Annotated in this window: 18 protein-coding genes and 1 tRNA gene; 9 read left to right on the forward strand and 10 right to left on the reverse strand. The window is 63.6% G+C overall.

Annotated elements, in window-relative coordinates:
• Positions 1–6: 6 nt before the first annotated feature.
• The 6 genes from J8C05_RS05950 to J8C05_RS05975 form a co-directional block, all read right to left on the reverse strand.
• Positions 7–837, reverse strand: a complete 831-nt coding sequence (locus J8C05_RS05950) for a CPBP family intramembrane glutamic endopeptidase (protein WP_211421365.1) — start codon at positions 835–837, stop codon at positions 7–9.
• Positions 821–1,603 carry a lysophospholipid acyltransferase family protein gene (locus J8C05_RS05955; protein WP_211421366.1) on the reverse strand — a complete coding sequence of 261 codons (783 nt, stop codon included), beginning with the start codon at positions 1,601–1,603 and terminating at the stop codon, positions 821–823. The genes J8C05_RS05950 and J8C05_RS05955 overlap by 17 nt, the downstream gene beginning before the upstream one ends.
• Positions 1,600–3,111, reverse strand: coding sequence for a gluconokinase (locus tag J8C05_RS05960; protein WP_211421367.1), 1,512 nt, complete (start codon positions 3,109–3,111; stop codon positions 1,600–1,602). The genes J8C05_RS05955 and J8C05_RS05960 overlap by 4 nt, the downstream gene beginning before the upstream one ends.
• 12 nt (positions 3,112–3,123) lie before the next feature.
• Positions 3,124–4,113, reverse strand: a complete 990-nt coding sequence (glk, locus tag J8C05_RS05965) for a glucokinase (protein ID WP_211421368.1) — start codon at positions 4,111–4,113, stop codon at positions 3,124–3,126.
• Positions 4,114–4,127: 14 nt separating this feature from the next.
• Positions 4,128–4,904, reverse strand: coding sequence for a polyphosphate--glucose phosphotransferase (gene ppgK / locus J8C05_RS05970; protein WP_246840664.1), 777 nt, complete (start codon positions 4,902–4,904; stop codon positions 4,128–4,130).
• A gap of 130 nt (positions 4,905–5,034) precedes the next feature.
• Positions 5,035–5,994, reverse strand: coding sequence for a phytoene/squalene synthase family protein (locus J8C05_RS05975; protein ID WP_211421369.1), 960 nt, complete (start codon positions 5,992–5,994; stop codon positions 5,035–5,037).
• Between the two features lie 228 nt (positions 5,995–6,222).
• Between J8C05_RS05975 and bchG the strand changes: the two genes are divergently transcribed.
• Entirely contained in the window at positions 6,223–7,233 is a 1,011-nt protein-coding gene (gene bchG / locus J8C05_RS05980; protein ID WP_211421370.1) for a (bacterio)chlorophyll synthase, read from the forward strand.
• Between the two features lie 35 nt (positions 7,234–7,268).
• Positions 7,269–7,463, forward strand: a complete 195-nt coding sequence (locus tag J8C05_RS05985; protein WP_211421371.1) for a hypothetical protein — start codon at positions 7,269–7,271, stop codon at positions 7,461–7,463.
• 32 nt (positions 7,464–7,495) lie between these two features.
• On the opposite strand, the gene J8C05_RS05990 is transcribed toward J8C05_RS05985, so the two are convergent.
• The 3 genes from J8C05_RS05990 to coaBC are packed head-to-tail and all read right to left on the reverse strand — an operon-like array spanning position 7,496 to position 10,811.
• The gene (locus tag J8C05_RS05990) at positions 7,496–8,356 is read right to left on the reverse strand and encodes an NAD-dependent epimerase/dehydratase family protein (protein WP_211421372.1); all 861 of its coding nucleotides are present in this window, start codon (positions 8,354–8,356) and stop codon (positions 7,496–7,498) included.
• A complete protein-coding gene (locus J8C05_RS05995; RefSeq protein ID WP_211421373.1) occupies positions 8,353–9,546 on the reverse strand; it encodes a hybrid sensor histidine kinase/response regulator in 1,194 nt (397 codons plus the stop codon). The genes J8C05_RS05990 and J8C05_RS05995 overlap by 4 nt, the downstream gene beginning before the upstream one ends.
• Positions 9,546–10,811, reverse strand: coding sequence for a bifunctional phosphopantothenoylcysteine decarboxylase/phosphopantothenate--cysteine ligase CoaBC (gene coaBC, locus J8C05_RS06000; RefSeq protein ID WP_211421374.1), 1,266 nt, complete (start codon positions 10,809–10,811; stop codon positions 9,546–9,548). Before coaBC ends, J8C05_RS05995 begins: the two co-directional genes overlap by 1 nt.
• Positions 10,812–10,967: 156 nt before the next feature.
• Here coaBC and glpX point away from each other — a divergent pair, with 156 nt between their 5' ends.
• From glpX to J8C05_RS06035, 7 genes are all read left to right on the forward strand, one after another.
• The gene (glpX, locus tag J8C05_RS06005; RefSeq protein ID WP_211421375.1) at positions 10,968–12,020 is read left to right on the forward strand and encodes a class II fructose-bisphosphatase; all 1,053 of its coding nucleotides are present in this window, start codon (positions 10,968–10,970) and stop codon (positions 12,018–12,020) included.
• Between the two features lie 287 nt (positions 12,021–12,307).
• Complete coding sequence (locus J8C05_RS06010) at positions 12,308–13,909, forward strand: carboxypeptidase-like regulatory domain-containing protein (RefSeq protein ID WP_211421376.1); 1,602 nt, start codon at positions 12,308–12,310, stop codon at positions 13,907–13,909.
• 5 nt (positions 13,910–13,914) lie between these two features.
• A complete protein-coding gene (locus J8C05_RS06015; protein WP_211421377.1) occupies positions 13,915–16,905 on the forward strand; it encodes an ATP-binding protein in 2,991 nt (996 codons plus the stop codon).
• A 90-nt stretch (positions 16,906–16,995) separates the two neighbouring features.
• On the forward strand, positions 16,996–17,970 hold the full coding sequence (locus tag J8C05_RS06020) for a radical SAM protein (protein ID WP_211421378.1): 975 nt from the start codon (positions 16,996–16,998) through the stop codon (positions 17,968–17,970).
• A gap of 62 nt (positions 17,971–18,032) precedes the next feature.
• Positions 18,033–18,113, forward strand: a tRNA-Leu gene (locus J8C05_RS06025).
• A 199-nt stretch (positions 18,114–18,312) separates the two neighbouring features.
• Complete coding sequence (locus J8C05_RS06030) at positions 18,313–18,846, forward strand: peroxiredoxin (protein WP_211421379.1); 534 nt, start codon at positions 18,313–18,315, stop codon at positions 18,844–18,846.
• 50 nt (positions 18,847–18,896) lie between these two features.
• The gene (locus J8C05_RS06035; protein WP_459543821.1) at positions 18,897–19,346 is read left to right on the forward strand and encodes a TlpA family protein disulfide reductase; all 450 of its coding nucleotides are present in this window, start codon (positions 18,897–18,899) and stop codon (positions 19,344–19,346) included.
• 108 nt (positions 19,347–19,454) lie between these two features.
• Here J8C05_RS06035 and uvrA read toward each other — a convergent pair whose 3' ends face one another.
• Positions 19,455–22,256 (reverse strand): excinuclease ABC subunit UvrA, encoded by a 2,802-nt coding sequence (gene uvrA, locus J8C05_RS06040; protein WP_211421380.1) that lies wholly within the window; start codon positions 22,254–22,256, stop codon positions 19,455–19,457.
• Between the last annotated feature and the right edge of the window lie 44 nt (positions 22,257–22,300).

Genomic DNA, 22,300 nt, shown 5'->3' on the forward strand with positions numbered 1-22,300 from the left:
CGTCGTTCATGGCGTTGTGGGAGGGGAAGTTTCAAGGAGTTCCCAGAAAAACACAATGGCAATGGCCTGAATGCCATTGAAGGCGTAGTGGAGCATGACCGAAGGCAGGATGGAACCGGTTGCGGCCCGCAGGACGGTCAGGGTGAGGCTGAGCAGCGCCAGCATGGCCAGCCCGGCCCAGCCGCCCCAGTACTGCGGAATGTGCACGGCCAGAAACAGCAGGGAGACCAGAACCACCGTAGGACGAACCCCCAGACGGCGCTGCAACCCGCCGAAGATGATCCCACGATAGACAACCTCCTCGGCCAGTGGCGCGGACAACGCGGCCACACAGGCAATAGCCACCCGAATCGCCGGCCCCTGGGCAAGAATGCGGTCGAGGTCAGTTTTGGCGTTGGGAAGGTAGCGTTCCAGCCAGGCGCCGACGGCCAGAAACAGCGGCGCTGCAAATCCACAGGCCAGCAGGAACGCCCCCCGCCGGGACCAGAGCGGGCGGTACCAGTCCAGCCCCAGTGCCAGGCGAACTCCGTGGGGCGATGTCCGGCGGATAAGTTGCCAGCACCACAGAAGCGTTATGCCATGGGCAACAAACGTGGACAGCACCAGGGTCAGGGTCAGCGAGCGCGAAGCCGTCAGGTCAGCTTGCGTCGGAAGGGTGGCCCGCTGCAGGTAAAACCAGGTTGTCCAGCCAAGCTGCGCTCCGATGGAAGCCAGCAGGATGGCGCTCATGCTTAGCAGCCACGTCACCAGAGCCGCGCTGGCATTCCAGCCTGTTACCGGAAGGTGTGGCGCCGGGTTGGCCGGAGGCATGGCACCCTGCTCAGTCAGAGAGGTCATGGGCGGGGTAACGCTTTCCCGAAGGCGGCAGGGATGGTTGGGGCTGGGACTGGGCCAGGGCCGCCAGCCGTTCATTCATCGTGGAGGCCACCTGGGTCATGGCCTCTTCAATGGAAAGGTCGGTGACATCCAGCGGTGCGTGGATGGTGAGATGAACCGGGCAGGGGGTCAGCCACATGGAATGCGCCGGCAAAAATGTGGCGGTGCCATGAATGGTGACCGGCACAATCGGTACACCGGCTTCACGAGCCAGGCGGAAACCTCCTGATTTGAACGCTTTGACCCGGGCGGGCTGGACGTTCCGCGTACCTTCGGGAAAGATGACCACCGGAATCCGGGCGTGCAGCACCTTCCGCGCTGCCGCGATCATGTCCGGGGTGGCATTCCGGTTGCCCCGGTCAACCGGAATATGTCCGGCACGCCAGAGAAACCAGCCCAAAAAGGGAATACGGAACAGTTCCTTTTTGGCCAGAATCCGAAACTGAAACGGCAGGAAGGCAAACAGCACCGGAATGTCGAGCAGGCTCTGGTGATTGGCCAGAACTACTGCCGGGGTGTGCCGGGGCAGTTGCGCGATACCGTCAATGGAGACCCGCATGCCAACCGTGAAGGCAATCATCCGGCACCAGGTACGCGCGCACCAGTGTTGATACTCTCCCGTTCTGTCAAAAAGTGACAACAGGAGCGCCAGAGACCCCATGGCCACGGTGTAGAGGACAATCAGCAGAAGCGCGACAATCGAGTGGAGGATACGGATGGTCTTCATCGCAGCCATCGTTGAAGGAATGAACTTTCAGCCATGGTCAGGTATGTGGCGCGGTGACGCTCCAGCCGTTCCCGGTAGCGGGCCTGGGTGGCAGCGTCCGGCTGAAACCATGTTCCGGCAGGCAGCGGGCAGTGGTCACTCGTCAACAGCCCCAGGCGGAGGCTGACCCACAGGGCCACGCCACGGGCTGAAGCTTCCGTCTGGATGACACAGATGGGCCGCCCCAGCGCCTGGCACAGCATCGTAGCAAAAACGGGTGAAGACGAAACACCACCGGAGACGATGATTTCCGTGGAATCCGGGAGGAGTCCGGCGGTTTCCAGTTCCCGGGCCATCCAGGCCAGGCGGAGGGCAATGACTTCGAGCAGTGCCTGCCAGATGGCGACGGGCGTGGTGGAGAGGCGGAGTCCGGCAATCATTCCAGTGGCCTGCGGATGCCAGCCCGGACTGCGTTCGCCGGCCAGGAAGGGCAGGACGGTCAATCCGGTATCTTCCGCCATGGTCTGCCGCAGGGTGGCTTCGAGGATCGGCGCGGCCGGCAGGCGCAGGGTACGCCGCCCCCAGGCGAGCAGATTGCCGGCGTTGCTCAGCGCGCCCCCCACGAGGGCATGCCCGTGGTCAAGGTGATAGACCCAGAGTCCCGGCGGCGGTTCTTCCGGCTCACGTTCCCGGGGAAGGGTCACGCGCAGGGCGGCCGTGGTTCCGATGTTAATGGCGGCCCGGTTGTCGGAAAAACACAGGCTGCCCAGGTTGCTGCAGGCGCCATCGCCAAGCGCGGGGAAGAAACGGGCACTGTGCAGTTGTGGCCAGCGTCTTTTGAAGGACGGAATGAGTACCGTGCCGGGAAGTGACCAGCCATCGCTGGCCACCGGCGGCAGGTGGCAGCGTTCAAGTCCAAGATAGCCAAGGATTTCTTCATCCCAATCCGCTTCGCGGCGGGCATAGAGACCGGTCGCCGAGGCAAGGGAAACGGTGGTGCAGGTCTGGCCAAAGAGCCGCCACCAGGCATAGTCGGCAAAGGACATCCACTGCCACTCCTGGAGCGTCAGGTGACGCCGCAGCCAGGCGAGTTTGAGCAACCAGTAACTGCTGTGGAGGGGGCACCCCGTCCGGGCGTAGAGCTGGTGGCGGGTGAAATGCTCAACCAGATTCTCTCTTTCGGCTTCGGAACGTGTGTCACCCCAAGCAAAAACCGGTGTCGTCGGCGCGCCGACATCCGGCCAGTCAGCCCTCGCCACCACCCGCCGGACGCCCATGAGGCTGTGCATCATGGTGGAGATACCGACGCCCCGGATGACGTAGCCCTGGCGGTCAGCCAGATGAAGTGACCGGCTGATGACCCTGGTGAAGGCGGCAAAGAGCGCCGCGGCCTCATAGGTCATGGTGCCATCCGGCGCGGTGGTGGCCGCGACCGGCCGCCGGGCAAGGGTTTCCGGCCGTAACCGGCCGTCAGGCGTAAACACGGCTGCACGGAAGGAGGATGAGCCCAGATCAACGGCCAGAATCATGGGGCTCCCGGCTCAGGAAAGGTGGGCGTGATATTTGGCATAGCGGGCCGCTCCGAGCAGTGCCGTCCGCTCATTGAGGATGACGGCGACCGGAACCTGCTCCAGAAAGCTCCGAAAGCGCCCCTTGGCAACAAAGGCATTCAGAAAACCACCCTTGGTCATCCACGTGAGAATTTTGGGTGCAATGCCGCCGCCGATAAACAGCCCCTCGGTGGCCAGCGCCTTCAGGGCCAGATTGCCGGCTTCAGCGCCATAAAGGGCCACGAAACGTTCCATCACCGCCACGGCAATCGGAAGACCTGCATCGGCAAACTTCGAGATTGCCGCGCCGTAGCCATCGGTGGCGGCCAAAGCTTCCAGCGCAGCGGAACCGGCAGCGCGCCCCGTGTCGCGGAAAAAATGGTACAGGTGCGCAAAGCCAAAGGTCCCGGACACCAGCCGCTCCCAGCTTACGTGATCGTAGGTCTGCCAGAGGTAGGCAAGCAGGTCCAGCCCGGTCGGGTCACTGGGGGAAAAACTGGCGTGGCCGCCTTCGGAGGGAACGGCAATGTGACGGGTGCCGTCCCAGAACAGAATGCACTCGCCGAGGCCCGTCCCGGCCGAGATCAGGGCCGCATTGCCCAGGCGGGGTGTGCCAGCCTGGAGTTGGTGAAAATCCGACGGCGACAGCAGGGCAATCCCGTTGCCGTTGGCTTCAAGGTCGTTGATGACAAAGGCCGGGCAGTCAAGAAACTGACGCAGTTCATCGGCACGGATGCTCCAGGACAGGTTAGTGATCCGGCACACGCCATCGAGGACGGGGCCGGCCGCACCAATGCAGGCGGCCTGGCAGCGCAGCGCCCGCCCGCCAAAAAATGACCGCAGCATGGCCGGCAGGTCGCTGAAATCGGCGCTGGCGAAGGTCCGGGTTTCGAGCATGGCAAGGGTGGCAGCGTCAAACAGCCCCAGATGGGTTTTCGTGCCGCCCACATCTCCGGCCAGGAGGTAACGGGTCGTGGTCATCGTGTATCCAGGGTTCAGGAGGGTGATTTGGCTCTGGCATGGGCTGCCGGGACAGTGGCCAGCGCAGCCCCGATGATCCCGGCAAGGTTGGCCATCCGGGCCGGGAGCACCGGCGCCGGGCAGGTCAGGTACGCTGCAAACTTGTCGAACCTGTTGCTGGCGCCGCCGCCGAGAACAAAGGCATCACACCAGAGCAGACGGTGCAATTCGGTGAGGTATTCGCTGACATACCCGGCCCATTTTTTCCATGACCAGTTCTGGCGTTCCCGCGCTGCGAGTGAGGCGCGCCGCTCGGCATCCTTGTCACGGATGATGAGGTGTCCCAGTTCGGTGTTGGGAATGAGCCTGCCTTCGCAAAAGAGGGCGGTGCCGATGCCGGTGCCCAGGGTGACGACGGCCACCAGTCCGGCAAGGTCGCGGCCGGCGCCAAAGCGCATTTCGGCCAGGCCGGCGGCGTCGGCGTCATTGAGTAACGTCACCGTGTAGCCGGTGGTGTTCTTGAACAGGGTGGCAGCGTCACAGCCTATCCAGGACGGGTCAATGTTGCCGGCCGTGTGCGCAATGCCGTGCTTGACCACGGAAGGCAGCCCGATGCCAATGGCGCCGTCACGCTCACTCCATCCAAAGTGGCGGATGAGCTCAAAAACGGTTTCGGCGATGGCATCCGGTGTGGCCGGCTGTGGCGTGAGCAGACGGAACCGTTCCTGGGTGAGCGTGCCGGTGCGGAGGTCAACCGGCGCGCCTTTGACGCCGGTGCCGCCAATGTCAATGCCCAGGGCGCGTTTGGCCATGGTATGCGGACTCCTTTCGGGGTTGGGGAAGTCCGGTGGGAGGCTGAAGGCGGTTCTGGCGGGGCGTGCCGAAGACCTTGGGTGCCGGAGACCTTGGGTGCCGGAGACCCTTAGAGTCTGATAATCAACCTTATGTCAGAATTCCGCCCAGCCGCGCCCGTACCCACAGCGGCGGGACCGCCCACAGCTTCGCCCCCAGCGACAGATGCGCCCGCCGGGAAAACACATCGTAGCCATGCCGCTCGATGTCGCGCAGAATTCCCCCATACAAACGACTGCTCAGAAACACGGTAAAGCGACTGTCCGGCGAAAGCAACCGGATACCACACTCCGCCTCACGGTAGAAATCCCGCGCCCGGCAAATCTCGAATTTGAGCAGCGCCACCACTTCCGGCGTCAGCCGCCCCTGCAGAATCATCTCCTCCGTACAACCAAACCGACGCAGGTCCTCCAGTGGCAGGTAAATCCGGTTACGCCGGGCATCCTCGCCCACATCCCGCAGGATATTCGTCAACTGGAAGGCAATGCCAAGCGCCACCGCGTACTGAAGTGCACTCGGATCGCCGTAGCCAAACACCTCACTCGTCATCAGCCCCACCAGCGACGCCACCCGGTAGGCATAGGTGTAAAGGTCATCAAACCGCTCGAAGCGCACGGGACCTTCCGTGCGGGCATCCATCAGGCAGCCCTGCATGAGTTCAAGGGGATGTTCCAGTCTGACCGGAAAGTGTGGAAGGAAGTCATACCAGGCGATGAGCACCGGATGGGCCGGAAAGGGCCGTGCGGCATACAGGTCGCGCAGCGCCTGTGACCAGGCATCCACCGCCAGGGTGACATCCATCGGGCTGGCATGGCGATTGGTGTCCACGAGGTCGTCAATCTGCCGGCACAGGGCGTAGATGGCATAGATGGCCGGGCGCTTGTGCCTGGGAAGCGTCTGGGTGCAGAAGTAAAAGCTCTTGGCGTGGGTGCGCGTCACCTCACGACAGTAGGCGTAGGCGGCAGCGACGGCGGCCGGGTCCGGCGTCTGAAGCCTTACCTGCCCGGCAAAGGGGTCAAGTGCCGCAACGCTGCCAACATTGGTTCTCATGCTCGGGTAGCGTGGACGGAATCTGCATCAGCGCCATTCGGGTTGGGACAACCGCAACACGTCACTGAAAACGTACCCGACTATGGTATAGACTTCATACCAGCGTCAACACCGGCCGGTATCTGCCAGGGCCCACCTGGCGGCGGACGGTCCGGAGGTGTGGAGCTGACCCGAACACGCCCGCCTTTACCCGAAACCACCATGCTTGAGGAGTTGAGAAAATCACCTGTGCCGTCCTCGGACGCCGCGGCCACCTCCCCCCTGCTGCAAACGCTGCTGAACCATGTGCAACTCCTCGACCCGGTCACCTGGCTCGGTCCCTGGCAGTGCTTCTGCTGTGGGGTGCTGGCCACAGGGTTGCGCCTGTCAGACCTGACGCTGCTGGATGGCGTCAAATTCTTTCTCGCCTGCGGACTCATTGGGCCCCTGCTGACCGGCTTCAGTCAGTCCATCAACGACTATTTCGACCGCCATCTCGACGCCATCAACGACCCGGAGCGTCCCATTCCATCGGGCCGGATTTCCCTTTCGGCGGCCCGCGCCAACTTCACCCTGACGGGCCTTCTGGCGCTGGGCAACATGTCCCTGCTCTATGTCATCACCGGCAGTCTGCTGATCCTGATTCTGGGGATTGCCGGGCTGTTTCTGGCCTATGCCTACAGCGCGCCGGGGTTCCGGCTGAAGGAAAACGGCTGGCTGGGAACGACTTCCGTCGGCATTGGATACTGTCTGGTGCCCTGGCTGCTGGCGGCGCATCTGTTTTCGCGGGAGCCAGGCTTTCCATCGTTTCACCTGGCGTTGGGGGTGGTCAATGCCCTGGTGGCCATGGGGCTCATCACCATGAACGACTTCAAATCCATCGAGGGGGACCGCAAAAACAACCTCAGAACGCTCCCGGTGCTGTATGGCGAGCGTGGGGCCATGCTCATTGCCTTTGCCGAAATCAACCTGGCGCAGGTCATCTTTGTCATCACCTGTCTTCTCTTTGGCTATGTCACCATCGGCTGGCTTGGCATAGCCTTCTTCGTTCCCCAGCTTGTTCAGCAGGTACAGCTCTACCGTGCGCCAAACGACAGCCGGCTGCTGGAGAGCATCGGCCGCAATGCCGCCGGGCGGTCACTTGTCAGCCAGAGTCAGTCCGGGGCGCATCCGGGTTTCATCCGGTTTCTCGTCGGGAGTAACCTGCTTACGGTCACGGCCCTGACGGCAGTGTCCATCGTCCATGGGTACTGGCACTAAACCTGGTTTAAGAACACAGAAAGGAAACGGACGCCATGAACAACACCGAACCTTCCACCTCTTCAGGCCGCCCCAACCAGACTGCCGAAGCCTCACTCGAAGCGTTTCGGACACTTTCCCTGCCTGAAAAGGCCCTGACCATTGCCCAGGCGCAGGCGACGTTATTTTCCAACACGGTTGTGCGGGTGCTTTCCACGGTCCTGCGTGGCAGCCGCCCCAGTGCCAGCTAGCGCTCCAGTGCCAACCAGGAGAAAACCCTCCGTCAGGCCCACTTCAAGACCGCATCCATATCAAAGTCCGGCTTCCAGCCCAACCGGGCGCGGGCTTTTGAGAGATCGCTGACATAGCGCCGCTGGTCGTCTGGCGCCGGCTCAACATCGGTCAGGTGCAGAACCGGAGTCCTGCCCCATGCCCGGCCAATCCGCTGCGCCAGTTCAACCAGTGAGTAGGCGTAGTCGGGACCGCCGCCGATGTTGAACGTCTCATTGAAGGTGTCGTGGGCATCAGACAAAGCGGCACAGGCGCGCAGCACGCGCACAAGTTCTGTCACCGGCAGAACATCCCGCACCTGCCGTCCCTGCCAGCGCAGCGTCAGGGGTTGTCCACGGCGGATGGCATCGGCAAAGCGACTGACCAGTCCGCCGGGATTGCCCGGCGTCGGCGGTGCAAACATCGTGGAGAGCCGCAGCACACAGAGCCGGAAGCCGCGCTGGGACGCATAAAAACGGGCGTATTCCTCGGCCAGCCACTTTGACCAGGCGTAGGCGTTCTGCCCACGCAGGGTCGTCGGGCAGCTTTCCGGCACGGCCGGGTAGTGGTCGGCATGCGCGCCATAGACATCCTTGGTCGAGGCCAGCAGCAGGACGTGCTGTTCGGTAAGCTGGGTGCAGAGCCAGCGCGTGCCATCACTGTTGACCTCGAAGCAGTCCGCCGCGGCTTCGGGCCCCTTGGCCACATGGGCGGCCAGGTGGACGATGACCTGGTGATGGGCCAGCGCCTCGGCCAAGGCTGGGGTGAACAAACCCAGCCCCTGCCGCCGCCCGGCCACGGTCGCCCCCAGGGACGCCGCCACAGGAACACCCAGGTAGCCTGTCCCACCTGTCACCAGCCAGGTCTGCTTCACGTGGTTTCCCCGGTCTGATTCAGGTTCAAATCCGCTACCGGGGTTTTGTCGCGCGGAAACCGGACGGTCACGGTCGTGCCCTTCCCCGGCTCACTGACAATGGACACCCGGCCGCCATAGGCCGTCACGACATCCCGCACGAGGGTCAGGCCGATGCCCAGGCCACCGCCCTTGAAGTTGGTACGGGAAGTGCTGTGGTACTGCGAACTGGCTACTTCATAAAACGATTCAAAAGCGACAGCCACTTCATGGGCAGCCATACCAATCCCATTGTCCTCAATCTCGATGGTGAAATATGGCTCATCGGAGGTTAGCCGGACGTGGATGTTTCCGTGGTCAGGGGTGAACTTGACGGCATTGAAGAGCAACTCCCGCAGAACCTGGGTCACGCGCAGGGCATCGCCCACCGCCGGCAGGTGTTCCGGCCCGGCCAGATGATACTGGTGCTGGCGATGCCGGGCGTGAACCTTGATTTCTTCGAGCGTGGTCCGTACCAGGGCCGCGACATCAAACGGCTGGCAACTGATGGGCAGGTGATCGGTGGTGGTCGTCATCAGCAGCGTGAGGTTCTGGACGATGGTGGTGAGGTTCGAGATAGCTGCCTGCATGGCCACACGGGCTTCCCGGACATCGTCGGGCGAGTCGGCCATCACTGCCAGCAAATCACAGTAGCCCTGGAGAATGGTCAGCGGCCCCCGCAGTTCGTGGCTCGTCATGCGGAGAAATTTCTCCTTGAGTTCCGTCAGGCGTTGCAGTTCCCGGTTGGCCTCCTGCAGGGCGGTGTTCTGCTGGCGCAGCTTCACCCGCTCAAAGCACTTCTCGATAGCCAGATGCATCTGCTCCACCTCGAAGGGCTTGGGAATGAAGTCACTGGCACCGAGTTTCATGGCCTCGACGGCTTCCTCGATACGTCCATAGCCGGTAATCATCAGCACCTCGATGGCCGGGTCATGGGCCTTGACGAGTTCGATGACAGCCAGCCCCCCCTGGCGTGGCATGCGCAGGTCGGTGATGACCAGGTGGGGCCGGAAGCTCGCCAGCAGCGGCGCCACCTCACTGCCATCCGCCGCCGTGCACACCTGGCAGTCACTGAGAAAGTCCTTGAAGAAAAGCCGGATTTCAGCCTCGTCATCCACGACGAGCACCCGGCGGTTCAGCCCAACTGACGGGGTGGCGACAAATTCTTCCATCACATACGCTCCAGCATCTGGCACTCCGGCGTCGGGGGGTGAGCCACCGGCCGCTGCTGGCGCGCCACGTTCAGAATTTCGTGGGCCAGTTCATCCTTGGTCATCAGCGGAAGGGTCCGGGTTTCGCCCGTGGACAGAACAAAGGTGGCCCGGTTGGTGTCGGTATCAAACCCGGCGCCGGACTCGGTGACATCGTTGAACACCAGAAGGTCAGCGCCTTTGCGCCGGAGCTTTTCCAGGGCGGCCTCCCGCGACCAGCCGGTTTCGGCAGCAAAGCCGACGACGAAGCGGGACCCCTTCTGCGCGCCAACCGCGGCAAGGATGTCTTCGGTCGGTTCGAGGTCGAGCTGGCGCAGCGGGGACAGAGTCTTTTTCAGCTTTTCGACCGCCACCTGCCGGGGACGGTAGTCGCAGACCGCAGCGGCCTTGATGACCATCGTCGCCGCCGGCAGACACCGCAGCACGGCACCATACATCTCGCGGGTGGAGCGAACCGCAATGGTTTCCACGCCTTCCGGCGGGGTCAGTCGCGTCGGCCCACTGACAAGCGTCACCGTCGCACCACGCGCCTGCGCGGCCCGCGCCACGGCGTAGCCCATCTTCCCCGAAGAGCGGTTCGTCAGGTAGCGGACGGGGTCGATGTCCTCGATGGTCGGTCCGGCCGTCACCAAAACGTGGTCGCCGGTCAGGTCACGTGGAATGCCGCCGGGCGTTGCCGGTCCAGGGGCTGCCGCCAGATAGGACCACACGGCATCAACGATACGGTCCGGGTCAGCCAGCCGCCCTTCGCCCACCATGCCACAGGCCAGAAACCCGGCTTCCGGTTCAAGGATGTGGACGCCACGCGCCCGCAACCGGGCCAGGTTTTCCTGCGTAGCCGGGTGCCGCCACATCTCCACATTCATCGCCGGGGCCACAAAGGTCGGACAGGTCGCCGCCAGATAGACCGTTGACAAAAAATCATCGGCGATACCGTGGGCCAGCCTGGCGAGGCTGTTGGCCGTAGCCGGGGCTATCACCAGCGCATGAGTACGCTGGGCCAGGGCAATGTGAGCAATGTCGGTATCGTCGTCGCGTCCCCAGTGCGACGTATAGACGGGCTTCCCGGAAAGCGCCTGAAAGGTCAGCGGCTGGATGAAGCGCGTCGCCGCCTCGGTCATGACAACCTCGACCGTGGCGCCAAGCTGTTGCAGGCCACGCAACACCAGAATCGCCTTGTAGGCGCCGATACATCCGGTGACGCCCAGAGTGATGTGCTTGGTCATGGAAAGGTCCGCTTGCTTCCCGGCGCATCCACCTGCAGAAAAACCATCGCATGATGACCGGGCTTGGTTTGTCAAGAGGATAACGCTATCGTAGCACACAAGGCATTTCCAGCGTCACCTGGCAAAAATTACCTCCCGCCTGAAAGGCTACTGACCATGTCCACTGAAGCCAGTGAAACCAGGTTTTCCCACCTCTCCAAGGAGTTTCTCCATGTGGTGGAAGTTGCGGCCATCGCCGCGGCGCGCACCATGGGGTTTGGCCAAAGAAAGCAGTCCGACCGCGCCGCCGTCGAAGCCATGCGCGAGTCCATGCGTACGGTGCGCATGAACGGACGGATTGTGATTGGCGAAGGCGAACGCGACAAAGCCCCGATGCTCTACATCGGCGAGCGCGTCGGCGCCGGGGCCGAACTTCCCGATGATGATGAGACCTTCCCCGCCGTGGATATTGCGGTTGATCCACTTGAAGGAACGAATCTCTGCGCCACTGGCGCGGCCAATGCCATTGCCGTTCTGGCAGCGGCTGAGCGCGGGGGGCTGCTCCATGCCCCCGACATGTACATGAACAAACTCGTCGTTGGGCCCGCTGCCAGGGGAAAGCTTGACATTGACGCCCCGGTGGCCGAGAACCTCAAAATTCTCTCGGCCTGCCTGCGGCGGGCGGTCACCGATCTCGTCGTCTCGGTACTCGACCGTCCGCGCCACGCCAGGCTCATCGCCGACCTCCGGGAGGCCGGGGCCCGGATTCAGCTCATTTCCGATGGCGACCTGTCGGCCGGCATCAGTGCCGCCGTGGGTGGTTCCGGCGTCCATGCCGTCATGGGCATTGGTGGGGCCCCGGAGGGTGTCCTGACCGCCGCCGCCATGAAGTGCCTCAATGGTGAAATCCAGGCGCGCTTCGTGCTCAAGGACCAGCTCCACGCCGAAGACCACACCAAAGTCACGGAAGACAGTGAAACGCTCGCCCGCATGCAGGCCATGGGGATTGACGACCCGGCGCGGGTCTATCGGACGGATGACCTGGCGCCCGGAAAGCACATCATCTTTGCCATGACCGGCGTGACCAATGGCACGGTCCTGCGCGGGGTACGCTTTTTTGGCGAGGGCAAACGCACCTCATCGCTTCTGATGACAACCTGTCCGCATACGGTACGGCTGGTGGATACGGTCCACGTCGAGGGCGGCCCCGATACGGTCATCCGACTGTGAAGCCGTCGTCCCCGGAGGGGCCGCACCCCGTTGTAGTGTCAACGGCGGTGGCCGTCTTATACTGGCGTCTCACTGAGGCATCCGCCGTCGTTCCGGCTGGCAGTCGTTCCGGCTGGCACCGGCTGGTTGGTGGCGTGGCCGGCTGCGGTTTATCTGGTTCGTCGGCATCGGGGTTCAGCATTGAGGCCCGGTCTGGTCTGGCTGACCGGGCTGGGGGCAAACGTTGGGGGGCAAGCTGAAGTACAGCCGGGTTCCTGATGTTCCAGGCTGTGTCAGGAGGAACGTGCATGCGACATCTGTTCCGTAGTTTCTTCGCCGGTTGGTTGTGCCTGGCCCTGGGTGTCACCCTGGCGCCGGCCACTGAGCGTTCCGAAGGGTGTGCGGTGGCAGGGGTGGTGACTGATCACCGGGGCAGCCCCATTGCCCATGCCATCGTTTCCATTTTCCGGGACGGAGATGAGAAGGAGGTCCTGGTGACGGCTTCCAGCGACCGCAGCGGCCGGTTCGCGCTGGCCCGGCTCACGCCCGGCGTCTATCGGCTGCTGGCGGCGGCGCGTGGCTTCCAGACGCTGATCAGTGAGCCCACGGCGTTGGCGCCGGGACAAACCTCCCAGATGCGCCTGACTCTGCGCCCGGCGCCGGATGCCGGGGCGACGGGGGTCAACCCGGTGAAGTATCAGAACCGGCGCAACCGTGGCATCTTCAACGCCACGGCTTCCGAAACGCCGGACGCCGGACGTCCGGGCGCCCCGCTCTGGCAGGGGACGGCGCTGATTGGCTCGACCGGGTACGACAGTCAGGTGACGGCTGAAGTCACACCGGGGGTGGATGTGGGCGCTTACCTGCGCCGCGACTGGGAAGGACAGTCCGTCACCATCGGGGGGGCGCTGCGCTACAGCACCGGACAGCACCGCGGACGTATCCGCTGGCAGACCGACCAGGTGACAGCCGACCCAGTGACAGCCGGCCCGGTGATGGCATCCTCGTCCGCGCCAGTGCCGGGCAGCCCGTTTTTCCGCCATGACCTTCAGGCGGCGGATACCTGGCAGCTCACCGACCGGCTCCAGGTGCTCTATGGCTTTGATTACCTCCGGGTGGGACGCAGCCAGGAAGATGTCTGGCGGCCGCGCCTGGCCGCTCACTGGCAACCCTGTATGGCCGTGCAGGTGCATACGGCGCTGACGTCTGATGGGCAAGCCTTCCCGGCCTGGGTGGAGCCGGAACAGCCGCTGCTGACCGACGACTTCCCCACACCGCCGGCGCGTCTGGCGCTGGTGGATAAGCGCCCGGCACCGGCGCGCAATCTCCGGGTCGAGGCGGGGGTTGCCTGGCAGATGGATGCCCGAACCATGGTCAAAGTCTATGCCTATCAGGACTGGCTGGACGGCCACCCCCTTGCCCTGGAGGGACATGTTCTGTCGCGTCTGGATGGCCGCACCCACGGAACAGCCGTCATCGTCACCCGCCACCTGCGTCCGCGTCTGGCGGTGACAACGGGCTATGCGGCCGGACGGACGGCAACGCGGCCGGAGGACGAGGGGGCTGCGGCGTCAGCCTGGCTGCCCGGCACCTACCACGTCCTTACCGTCGTGGCTGAAACCGTCTTCCCCGGCTCGGAAACGCAGGTTCAGGTGGGCTACCGCCGTGCGTGGGGCCATCCCGTGCACGCCATTGATCCCTTTACCGGCCGGCTGCCCTTCACCGATGCCGGGCTGAACCTCAGAATCATTCAGGCGTTGCCTGGCTGGATATTCCTGCCCGGGCGGTGGGAAGCCGTCATCGAGGGGCGCAACCTGGATGAACGGCGCAACGAAGTCACCGGACTGGGCGCGGCGTTTGGCTTTCCCCACCGGCGGACCGTGCGTGGCGGGCTCCGCTTCCGCTTCTGAAATCTATGGCCTTCCGTTCCTCCCCAACCTGGTTTGTGGTTGTGGTCAGTTTGGGCATCACCCTGCTCGGACTCCTCAACCTCATGGACCGCGCCGTCCAACCCCCACCGGCTGACGATGGGGTACGGTGGCGCGCCACACCCCAGGGGCTGATGGCCGAAAGCGTCCGGGCCGGCAGCTCAGCCGAGCGCGCCGGCGTCATCCGGGGGGATGTGCTCCGGGCGGTCATCGTCGGGACGAACCCCCAGGACCCGCCGGAACCCCTGGCCGTCACCAAGGAATGGCATGTCCAGTATTACCTGGATGAATACGTTCATGTCGGCGGCAATGTCATCTACCTCGTCGAACGCTACAACCCCCTCGGCCTCAGCCTCGGTCTCTGGCAGGCCGAGCTGTGCCACCTCGAGCCGCAGCCCAGCCGCTTCTGGTTTGAGGTCTATGCCGCCTTTGTCGGCGCGCTGTACCTGCTCATCGGGCTGGTGGTCTTCACCAAGCACGAACAGGTATCCCAGGCGCTGCACTTTTTTGCCATTTGCGCCCTGTCGTTCATTTATCTCGTCTGGAACACCAGCGGGGCGTTGACGACTTTTGACACCTTCATTCTCTGGGCCGACCGGGTCTCCCTGATTGTCCTGTGCCCGACCTTCCTCCACTTCTGCGCCACCTTTCCCCTGCGCAGCGCCTGGCTGGAGCGTCGCCGGCGGCTGATCTGGCTGATGTATGGCCCGGCCGTCGTCCTGGCGCTGTTCGAGACGCTTCACCTGTTTCTGGGACGCTACAGTACCTGGCTGCTCGACCTGCGCCCGACACTTGACGAACTCACCCTCATCCACTTTGCCGTGGCCTTTGCCGCTGCCCTCAGCGTTGTCACGGTGACGTTCTTCCAGACGGAAACCCCGTTGCTCAGGCAGCAGATGAAGTGGATGGTGGTGGGGCTGACGCTGGGCATTGTCCCGTGGCTGGCTTTTTACGGGGCGCCGGTCGTGGCGGGCGTTGAGCCGACGCCGGTCATGGAGGCCCTGGCGCTGGGTCCGACCGTCTTCATCCCCCTGTCCTTTGGCTACGCCATCGTCCGCTACCGTCTCATGGACGTGGATGTCATCGTGCGGCGCAGCCTGACCTATGCGCTGGCGACCTTTGGCGTGGTCATGATTTTCATGCTCGGTGTGGTCAAGATGGCCGACTGGATACGGGAGACCTATCCGGCCGTTCCACCCGTGACCACAACCTTCCTGCAGGTGGTGGTGCTCTCCGGCGGCGCGATGCTCTATGCGCCTTTCAAAAACTGGCTTCAGGAACGCATTGACCGGATTTTTTACGGCGCCCGCTATGACACCCGCCTGGGGCTGGCGGACTTCGGGCGCGCCATGGCCACGACGACGGCCCTCCCCGAACTGCTTTCAGCCATTGCCCGGAAGCTTTCCGATGCCGTGTCCGTGACCGACCTGGCGATCTTTCTCCCGGACACCGCCACGCCACCGGAAGACGCCGCCAGGGACACGCCACACCTCCGGCCGGTCTTTGCCAGCGGGCTGACCTGTCCCGCCATACCGGCTCACATTGAACAGCATATCCTCCAGGCCGGCCCCCGTGGCTATCTCGTAGATGAAGCCGGGCTGGCCGGGGGCGATCTGGCCTATTACTTTCCGTGTGTGGCGCGGGGCCGGCTGGTGGCCGTCATTGCGCTGGGCAAGACCGTCGAGCGCACGCTTCTGACCTCGGAAGACACGGAACTGCTGCGCGGGCTGGCGCCCTACATGGCCGTGGCCATCGAAAACAGTCTCTTTTACGAGCGGGAGCGGGCACGGGTCGAAGAACTCGCCCGGCTCAAGGAATTCAACGAAAACATCATCGAGTCCATCAACGTCGGCATCGTCGTCATTGACTGCCGGGGGCAACTGACGACCTGGAACAGCACCTTTGAGAAACTGTTTGCCCTGCCGCCGCCGCCGCCGGAAGGATGGACGATGGAGACGCTGTTTGACCCGGACCTCCTGTGCATGATGCACGGGGTCATCGGCGGCAACGCGGGCTGGCAGATTACAGACACCCGTACGATTTACCGCTGCCGCACCCAGGGACGCGACGGCCAGTCCCTCGTGCTCAACATCACGCTCCTGCCGCTCCAGACCCGTGCCCTGACGGACGGTGGGGCCCTGATTTGTTTCGAGGACATGACGATTCGCGTCCGCCTCGAAGAACAACTCCGGGAAGCCGACAAGCTCTCTTCCATCGGACTGCTCGCCGCCGGGGTGGCCCACGAAGTCAACACCCCGCTGGCCGGCATCTCCAGCTACACCCAGATGCTGCTGGCCGAGTGCAGCGACCAGGACCCCCGCCGTTCCATTCTGGAGAAGATTCGCCGCCAGACGCTGCGGGCCTCCGACATCGTCAACAACCTGCTCAACTTTTCCCGGACAGGCAACTCCACCTTTGCCCCGGTGGACCTGGCCACCATCCTCGATGACACCATCCAGCTTCTGGAGACGCATTTGCGCGGCACCGCCATCCAAATCCACAAGGACTATGGCGGCACACTCCCTCCGGTCTGGGGACATGCCAGCAAGCTTCAGCAGGTCTTTATGAACCTGATGCTCAACGCACGCGATGCCATGCCCCATGGCGGGGTCTTGACCATCACGACCGCCGTGCAGGGCAATGCGGTGACGATTGCGGTTTCCGACACGGGTGTTGGCATCCCGGCTGAAATCATCCACCGTATCTACGACCCGTTTTTCACAACCAAGGAAGTCGGGCACGGCACGGGACTCGGCCTGGCCGTCAGCTATGGCATTGTGCAGGAACATGGCGGCCACGTCTTTGTGGAGAGTGCGCCCGGCCAGGGCACGACCTTCCGGGTCAAACTGCCGGTGGCTTCCACCCAGGTCGCGCCCCAGGGGGTGCCCCAGGTGGCGCCGTCCCCTTTTGTCACCGCGCCGGAAGCTGATAGTGTAGCGGCCCGTGTGCCGGCCGGAGTGACCTCGCTGCCCCGGTGAAACATCAGGTCCCAAGGCGGGAGCGTTTTCCGGTTTGCCCGTCAGATGTGTGTCAGCAACTCGAAATTCAATCGTGCGCCCTGAACCCCCATGTTCCGTCTTTCCCTGACCCGTCGTTACCGCGAAGCCCGGATGGTGTTGCGCGGTGTTCTCGACCGCTGGCATCCGGTTCTCGTTCACATCGTGCCGATTCGGCGGTGCAACCTGTCCTGCACCTACTGCAACGAGTATGACGCGGTATCCGCCCCTGTCCCACTCGACGAGATGCTCCGCCGGATTGACAAGCTGGCCGAACTTGGCTCCTCCGTTGTCGCCTTCAGCGGGGGGGAGCCGATGCTGCACCCCGACATCTACACCATGTTCCGGCGTATCCGCGCCCATGGGATGATGGCCGGGCTCATCAGCAATGGTTACTACCTGACCCGCGAGCGCATCGAGAAACTCAACGCCGCCGGGCTGGAATACCTTCAGATCAGCATCGACAACGTCAACCCCGATGAGGTTTCGCAGAAAAGCCTCAAGGTCCTCGACCGGCGCCTGGTTGACCTTCAGCGTTATGCCCGTTTCGCTGTCAGCATCAACTCCGTCATCGGCGGCGGCATCCGCCACCCGGAAGATGCCGTCACCGTGGCCCGCCGGGCGGCAGAGCTGGGGTTTGCCGTTTCCTGCGGCATCATCCACGATGGCCACGGCGCGCTCAAACCCCTGTCTGAGGCTGAACTGCGTGCTTACGAGGAAGTCAAACGCATCGGGAAAACCGGCTACTCCATGATTCACACGTTTCAGGACAACCTCGCCCACGGCCGCCCCAACCAGTGGAAGTGCCGGGCCGGAGCGCGCTACCTCTACGTCTGTGAGGATGGGCTGGTGCACTACTGCTCCCAGCAGCGGGGCTATCCCGGTATTCCGCTCATCAACTACACCCGCGATGATCTCCGGCGTGAGTATGCAACCCCAAAGTCCTGCGCCCCCTTCTGCACCATTGCCTGTGCGCACCGGGCCTCGACCATGGACTTCTGGCGCGACCCCCAGCCGGAACGTCATCCAACTACCGTCCATCCCTGACACCATGGTAGGCTTGGCGTGGACTGGCCTGTGGAGTACATTCCCGGGCCCGGCGATGCCGTGCGGAAGTGGCGAAATGGCAGACGCACCAGACTTAGGATCTGGCGCCGCAAGGCATGAGAGTTCGAGTCTCTCCTTCCGCACTTCTCTGTCCTGCCCCCTGTTCCCCGCTGCAAAGACCTCTCCACACCGCCGGGGCAGTTCTTTCGGAAACATCCGTTGCAGCCCAGACCGGAACGTAAGTAAGGTTGCGCCCGGGGGCTGCTGGTGACCATCCCGGTCAGCCTTTCAGCCTTCAGAAGGCTTTATTCCCGATAATCATTGCCTCCAAAGGAGTGTTCTATGCTGCAAGTTGGACAACCAGCGCCAGGCTTCGATATGGCGTCCACCAAAAACCCCGACACGCTCAAAGAGCGGGTCAAACTTGAAGACTACCGTGGCAAGTGGCTCGTCCTGTTTTTCTACCCGCTGGATTTCACCTTCGTGTGTCCGACGGAAGTGACTGGCTTCAGTGATCGCCTCGACGAGTTCCACGCCATCAATGCCGAGGTCTTGGGCGTCAGTACGGACAGCGTCTATTCCCACAAGGCCTGGCTGGAGACGCCCCGTGAGAAAAACGGTGTGGCCGGCACGAAGTATCCCCTCGCCAGCGACATCACCAAGGCAGTCAGCCGCAACTACGGCGTCCTCATCGAGAGCGAGGGCATTGCCCTGCGTGGGCTGTTCATCATTGACCCCGAAGGCGTTCTTCAGTACCAGGTCGTTCACTCGCTCAACATCGGGCGCAGCGTGGACGAGGTGCTGCGCGTCCTTCAGGCGCTCCAGTCCGGCGGACGGTGCCCGGTCAACTGGAAGCCCGGTCAGGAAAACATCTAGGTTCGCGGCTGCCTCGGCGGCAACTGGCTGTACACACGAGGAAAAAGACCATGCCCATGCGGATTGGCACGCCGCTGCCACCTTTTGACGGCGCGACGGAATGGCGCAATGGCAGCGTCACGCCGGAGGACCTGCGAGGACATATTGTGCTCGTTCACTTCTGGGCGGTGAGCTGTGGCATCTGTTCCGAACAGATGCCACGGGTCAATGCCTGGCGCGACACCCTGGCGGAAAAAGGCGTCCGGGTGGTGAGCATCCACATGCCCCGCTATGAGGCCGACACGGACCTCGCGGCCGTCGAGGCAGCCATCGCCAAATACGGACTCACCCAACCCTGTGCCATTGACAACCTCCACCGGATAGCGGATGCCTTTGGCAACGAGTTCGTCCCGGCATTTTACCTGTTTGACGCCGAGGGCAAACTCAAGAGCTTTTCCGCCGGCGAGAATGCCGCCCGCCTCGTGCAGCCGGCCTTGGAACGGCTGTTGGGCAGTGCATGAAGGCGGCGTCGCTTCACGGAGGTCGCTTCACAGAAACGTGGTGCAGAAGCCCCGCCAGCTTGGCGACCAGCGGTTGGCCGTCAATCGCTGGTCGCTAATTGCTAACTGCTAATCGCTAGCAGCTAATCTTTGCGCCAAGGCGCGTCCGGTGGGCGTGTCCAGACTGGCAATCCGGGACGGCGGCCCCTCACCCACCAGCCGCCCGCCGCCCTCGCCGCCTTCCGGCCCCAGGTCCACAATCCAGTCCGCGGCCCACATCACATCCGTGTGGTGCTCGATGACGATGACGGTGTTTCCCCGTTCCACCAGCGCCTGCAGGACTTCCAGCAACCGGCGGACATCCTCGAAGTGTAACCCCGTCGTCGGCTCATCCAGGATGTAGAGCGTGCGTCCGGTCGCCCGGCGCGCCAGTTCACAGGCCAGCTTCAGGCGCTGGGCTTCCCCCCCGGACAGGGTTGTGGCCGGTTGCCCCAGGGTCAGGTAGCCCAAACCCACCTCGACGAGCGTGCGCAGCTTGTGCGCCACAGGCGGAAAGGCCGCAAAAATCCCGGCTGCCTCCGCTACCGTCAGATCAAGCGTCTGAGCAATGTCCCGTCCCTCATACCTGACCTCCAGCGTCTCCCGGTTGTAGCGCCGTCCCTGGCAGACCTCACATGGCACATACACGTCGGGCAGAAATGCCATCTCAATCCGCTTGACGCCATCCCCTTCACAGGCTTCACAGCGTCCGCCCGGCACATTGAACGAAAACCGCCCGGGACGATACCCCCGCGCCCTCGCCTCCGGCAGGCTGGCGTAAAGGTCACGGATGGGCGTGAACACCCCCGTGTAGGTGGCCGGGTTGGAACGTGGCGTGCGGCCAATTGGCGACTGGTCAATCTCGATGACCTTGTCAAACACCCCGGCCCCTTCGATGGACCGGTGGGTGCCGGGCAGTACGCCCGAACCCGACTGGCGGACCAATGCGCGGTACAGCACATCGAGGACAAGGGAGGACTTGCCCGCTCCGCTCACGCCTGTAACGACCGTCAGACAACCGACCGGAAACCGGGCCGTCACCTCCCGGAGGTTGTGGTGCGTTGCTCCAACAACCGTCACGTACCCCTGGGCCGGTGGGCGTGGCGTGCGTGGTGCAACCACCTGACGTACCCCGGCCAGGTACTGGCCCGTCAGCGAATCCGGGCACTGCCGCAAAGCGCCGGGCGGCCCGCCCACCACCAGATGCCCTCCCTGGGTTCCGGCACCGGGGCCCAGATCAATCACCCAGTCCGCCTGGAGAATGGTTTCCTCGTCGTGCTCGACCACGATGACGGTGTTGCCGGCATCCCGCAGGCGTTCCAGCGTGCGAATCAGGCGCTGGTTATCCCGTGGATGCAGACCGATGCTGGGTTCATCGAGAATGTAGAGCACGCCCCGCAGAGGCGTTCCCAGTTGGGTCGCCAGACGGACCCGCTGGATTTCCCCACCCGACAGGGTTGCCGTCGGACGGTCCAGCGTGAGGTACCCCAGTCCAACTTCAACGAGAAACGTGAGCCGTGACTGAATTTCCGCCACAATCCCGGCCGCCACCTGCGCCTCCCGTGCGGTCAGCGACAGAGTCCGTGCCCAGGCAGCCACCTCCGTGAGTGGGCGCCTGGTCAAAACGCCCAGTGGCTGCCCGTTGACCGTCACCGCCCGCGCTTCGGCCCGCAACCGCGCCCCCTCGCAGTCCGGGCAGACCTGCACCCCGACCAAACGCTGAAGCTCAGCCGTCAGCCGGGCCGACCGGGACGCAACCCGCCGCTCCCGAAGATAGTTGGCCACCCCAACCCAGGGCATCCGGTAGCTGCTTCCGCCGGACTGAAACCGGAGCTTTTCATCGATCCCGTGAAAAAATGCCGCGTGGACGGCCGGCGGGGCCAGCCCGAACGGTGTGGCGGGCGACACCCCGTAGTGGCGTGCCACAGCCTGCAGGGCGGACTGCAACGTGCTGACGATGAGGCCATCCCGTATCCGAAAGCGCATCTCACCCACCGGACAGTTCATATCCTCGATGACTTCCTCCGGAGTGATGTCCATAACCACCCCCAGCCCGTCACAGGTTGGGCACGCACCAAACCGGCTGTTGAAGGAAAACGAGCGTGGTTCCAGCGCCGGCAGACTGAAGCCACAGGCCGGGCAGGCCAGATGTACCGAAAACAACGTCTCGCCCTGCCCCTCCAGAACCATGAGCACGGTTCCCTGGGACAGCCCGACCGCCACCCCGATGGCTTGGCGCAACCGCTCCGTCAGACCTGGCTTGACCACAAGCCGGTCCACGACAACCTCGATGTCGTGCGCCTTCCTCTGGTCCAGGCGGATATCCTCTTCGTCAAGCGCGCGCACTTCGCCATCAATTCGCACCCGTGGAAAGCCCCGTTTGAGGGCAGACTCCAGCTCCTTTCGGAAGGCCCCCTTGCGCTGGCGGGCCAGGGGCGCCAGCACCATCAGCCGGGTGCCCGGCGGTTGGGCCAGTACCCACTCGGTCATGGTTTCGGGCGACTGCTGCTGGATGGGAAGGCGGCAGGTGGGGCAGTGCGGCTTCCCTATCGCCGCATAGAGCAGCCGCAGGTAGTCATACACCTCGGTGACAGTGCCAACCGTCGAGCGCGGGTTCCGGTGCGTCGTCTTCTGCTCAATGCTGATGGAGGGGCTGAGGCCGCGAATGGCATCCACCGCCGGGCGTTCGAGCCGCGCCAGAAACTGCCGGGCGTAAGCTGAGAACGACTCGATATACCGCCGCTGACTTTCCGCGTAGATCGTGTCAAACGCCAGGGAGGATTTGCCTGACCCGCTGACGCCAGTCAAAACCGTCAGGCTCTGCGGCGGGATGGTGAGGGTCAGGTTCTTCAGGTTGTGCTCACGCGCATTGACGATTTCCAGTGGTTTCATGGCTTATGGTGTTTATGGCTTAATGAACCGGACTGTATGGCCCG

Origin of the sequence: Chloracidobacterium sp. N, from assembly GCF_018304765.1 — a bacterium.
Classification (GTDB): Bacteria; Acidobacteriota; Blastocatellia; order Chloracidobacteriales; family Chloracidobacteriaceae; genus Chloracidobacterium; species Chloracidobacterium aggregatum.

Excerpts from the sequence above, each read along its gene's own strand:
- J8C05_RS05955 (WP_211421366.1), bottom strand. The coding sequence starts at position 1,603 with ATGAAGACCATCCGTATCCTCCACTCGATTGTCGCGCTTCTGCTGATT.
- J8C05_RS06020 (WP_211421378.1), top strand. The coding sequence starts at position 16,996 with ATGTTCCGTCTTTCCCTGACCCGTCGTTACCGCGAAGCCCGGATGGTG.
- J8C05_RS06035 (WP_459543821.1), top strand. The coding sequence starts at position 18,897 with ATGCCCATGCGGATTGGCACGCCGCTGCCACCTTTTGACGGCGCGACG.
- coaBC (WP_211421374.1), bottom strand. The coding sequence starts at position 10,811 with ATGACCAAGCACATCACTCTGGGCGTCACCGGATGTATCGGCGCCTAC.
- J8C05_RS05960 (WP_211421367.1), bottom strand. The coding sequence starts at position 3,111 with ATGATTCTGGCCGTTGATCTGGGCTCATCCTCCTTCCGTGCAGCCGTG.
- J8C05_RS05975 (WP_211421369.1), bottom strand. The coding sequence starts at position 5,994 with ATGAGAACCAATGTTGGCAGCGTTGCGGCACTTGACCCCTTTGCCGGG.
- J8C05_RS05985 (WP_211421371.1), top strand. The coding sequence starts at position 7,269 with ATGAACAACACCGAACCTTCCACCTCTTCAGGCCGCCCCAACCAGACT.
- J8C05_RS06010 (WP_211421376.1), top strand. The coding sequence starts at position 12,308 with ATGCGACATCTGTTCCGTAGTTTCTTCGCCGGTTGGTTGTGCCTGGCC.
- J8C05_RS06015 (WP_211421377.1), top strand. The coding sequence starts at position 13,915 with ATGGCCTTCCGTTCCTCCCCAACCTGGTTTGTGGTTGTGGTCAGTTTG.
- glpX (WP_211421375.1), top strand. The coding sequence starts at position 10,968 with ATGTCCACTGAAGCCAGTGAAACCAGGTTTTCCCACCTCTCCAAGGAG.
- ppgK (WP_246840664.1), bottom strand. The coding sequence starts at position 4,904 with ATGGCCAAACGCGCCCTGGGCATTGACATTGGCGGCACCGGCGTCAAA.
- uvrA (WP_211421380.1), bottom strand. The coding sequence starts at position 22,256 with ATGAAACCACTGGAAATCGTCAATGCGCGTGAGCACAACCTGAAGAAC.
- J8C05_RS05950 (WP_211421365.1), bottom strand. The coding sequence starts at position 837 with ATGACCTCTCTGACTGAGCAGGGTGCCATGCCTCCGGCCAACCCGGCG.
- glk (WP_211421368.1), bottom strand. The coding sequence starts at position 4,113 with ATGACCACGACCCGTTACCTCCTGGCCGGAGATGTGGGCGGCACGAAA.
- J8C05_RS05995 (WP_211421373.1), bottom strand. The coding sequence starts at position 9,546 with ATGGAAGAATTTGTCGCCACCCCGTCAGTTGGGCTGAACCGCCGGGTG.
- J8C05_RS06030 (WP_211421379.1), top strand. The coding sequence starts at position 18,313 with ATGCTGCAAGTTGGACAACCAGCGCCAGGCTTCGATATGGCGTCCACC.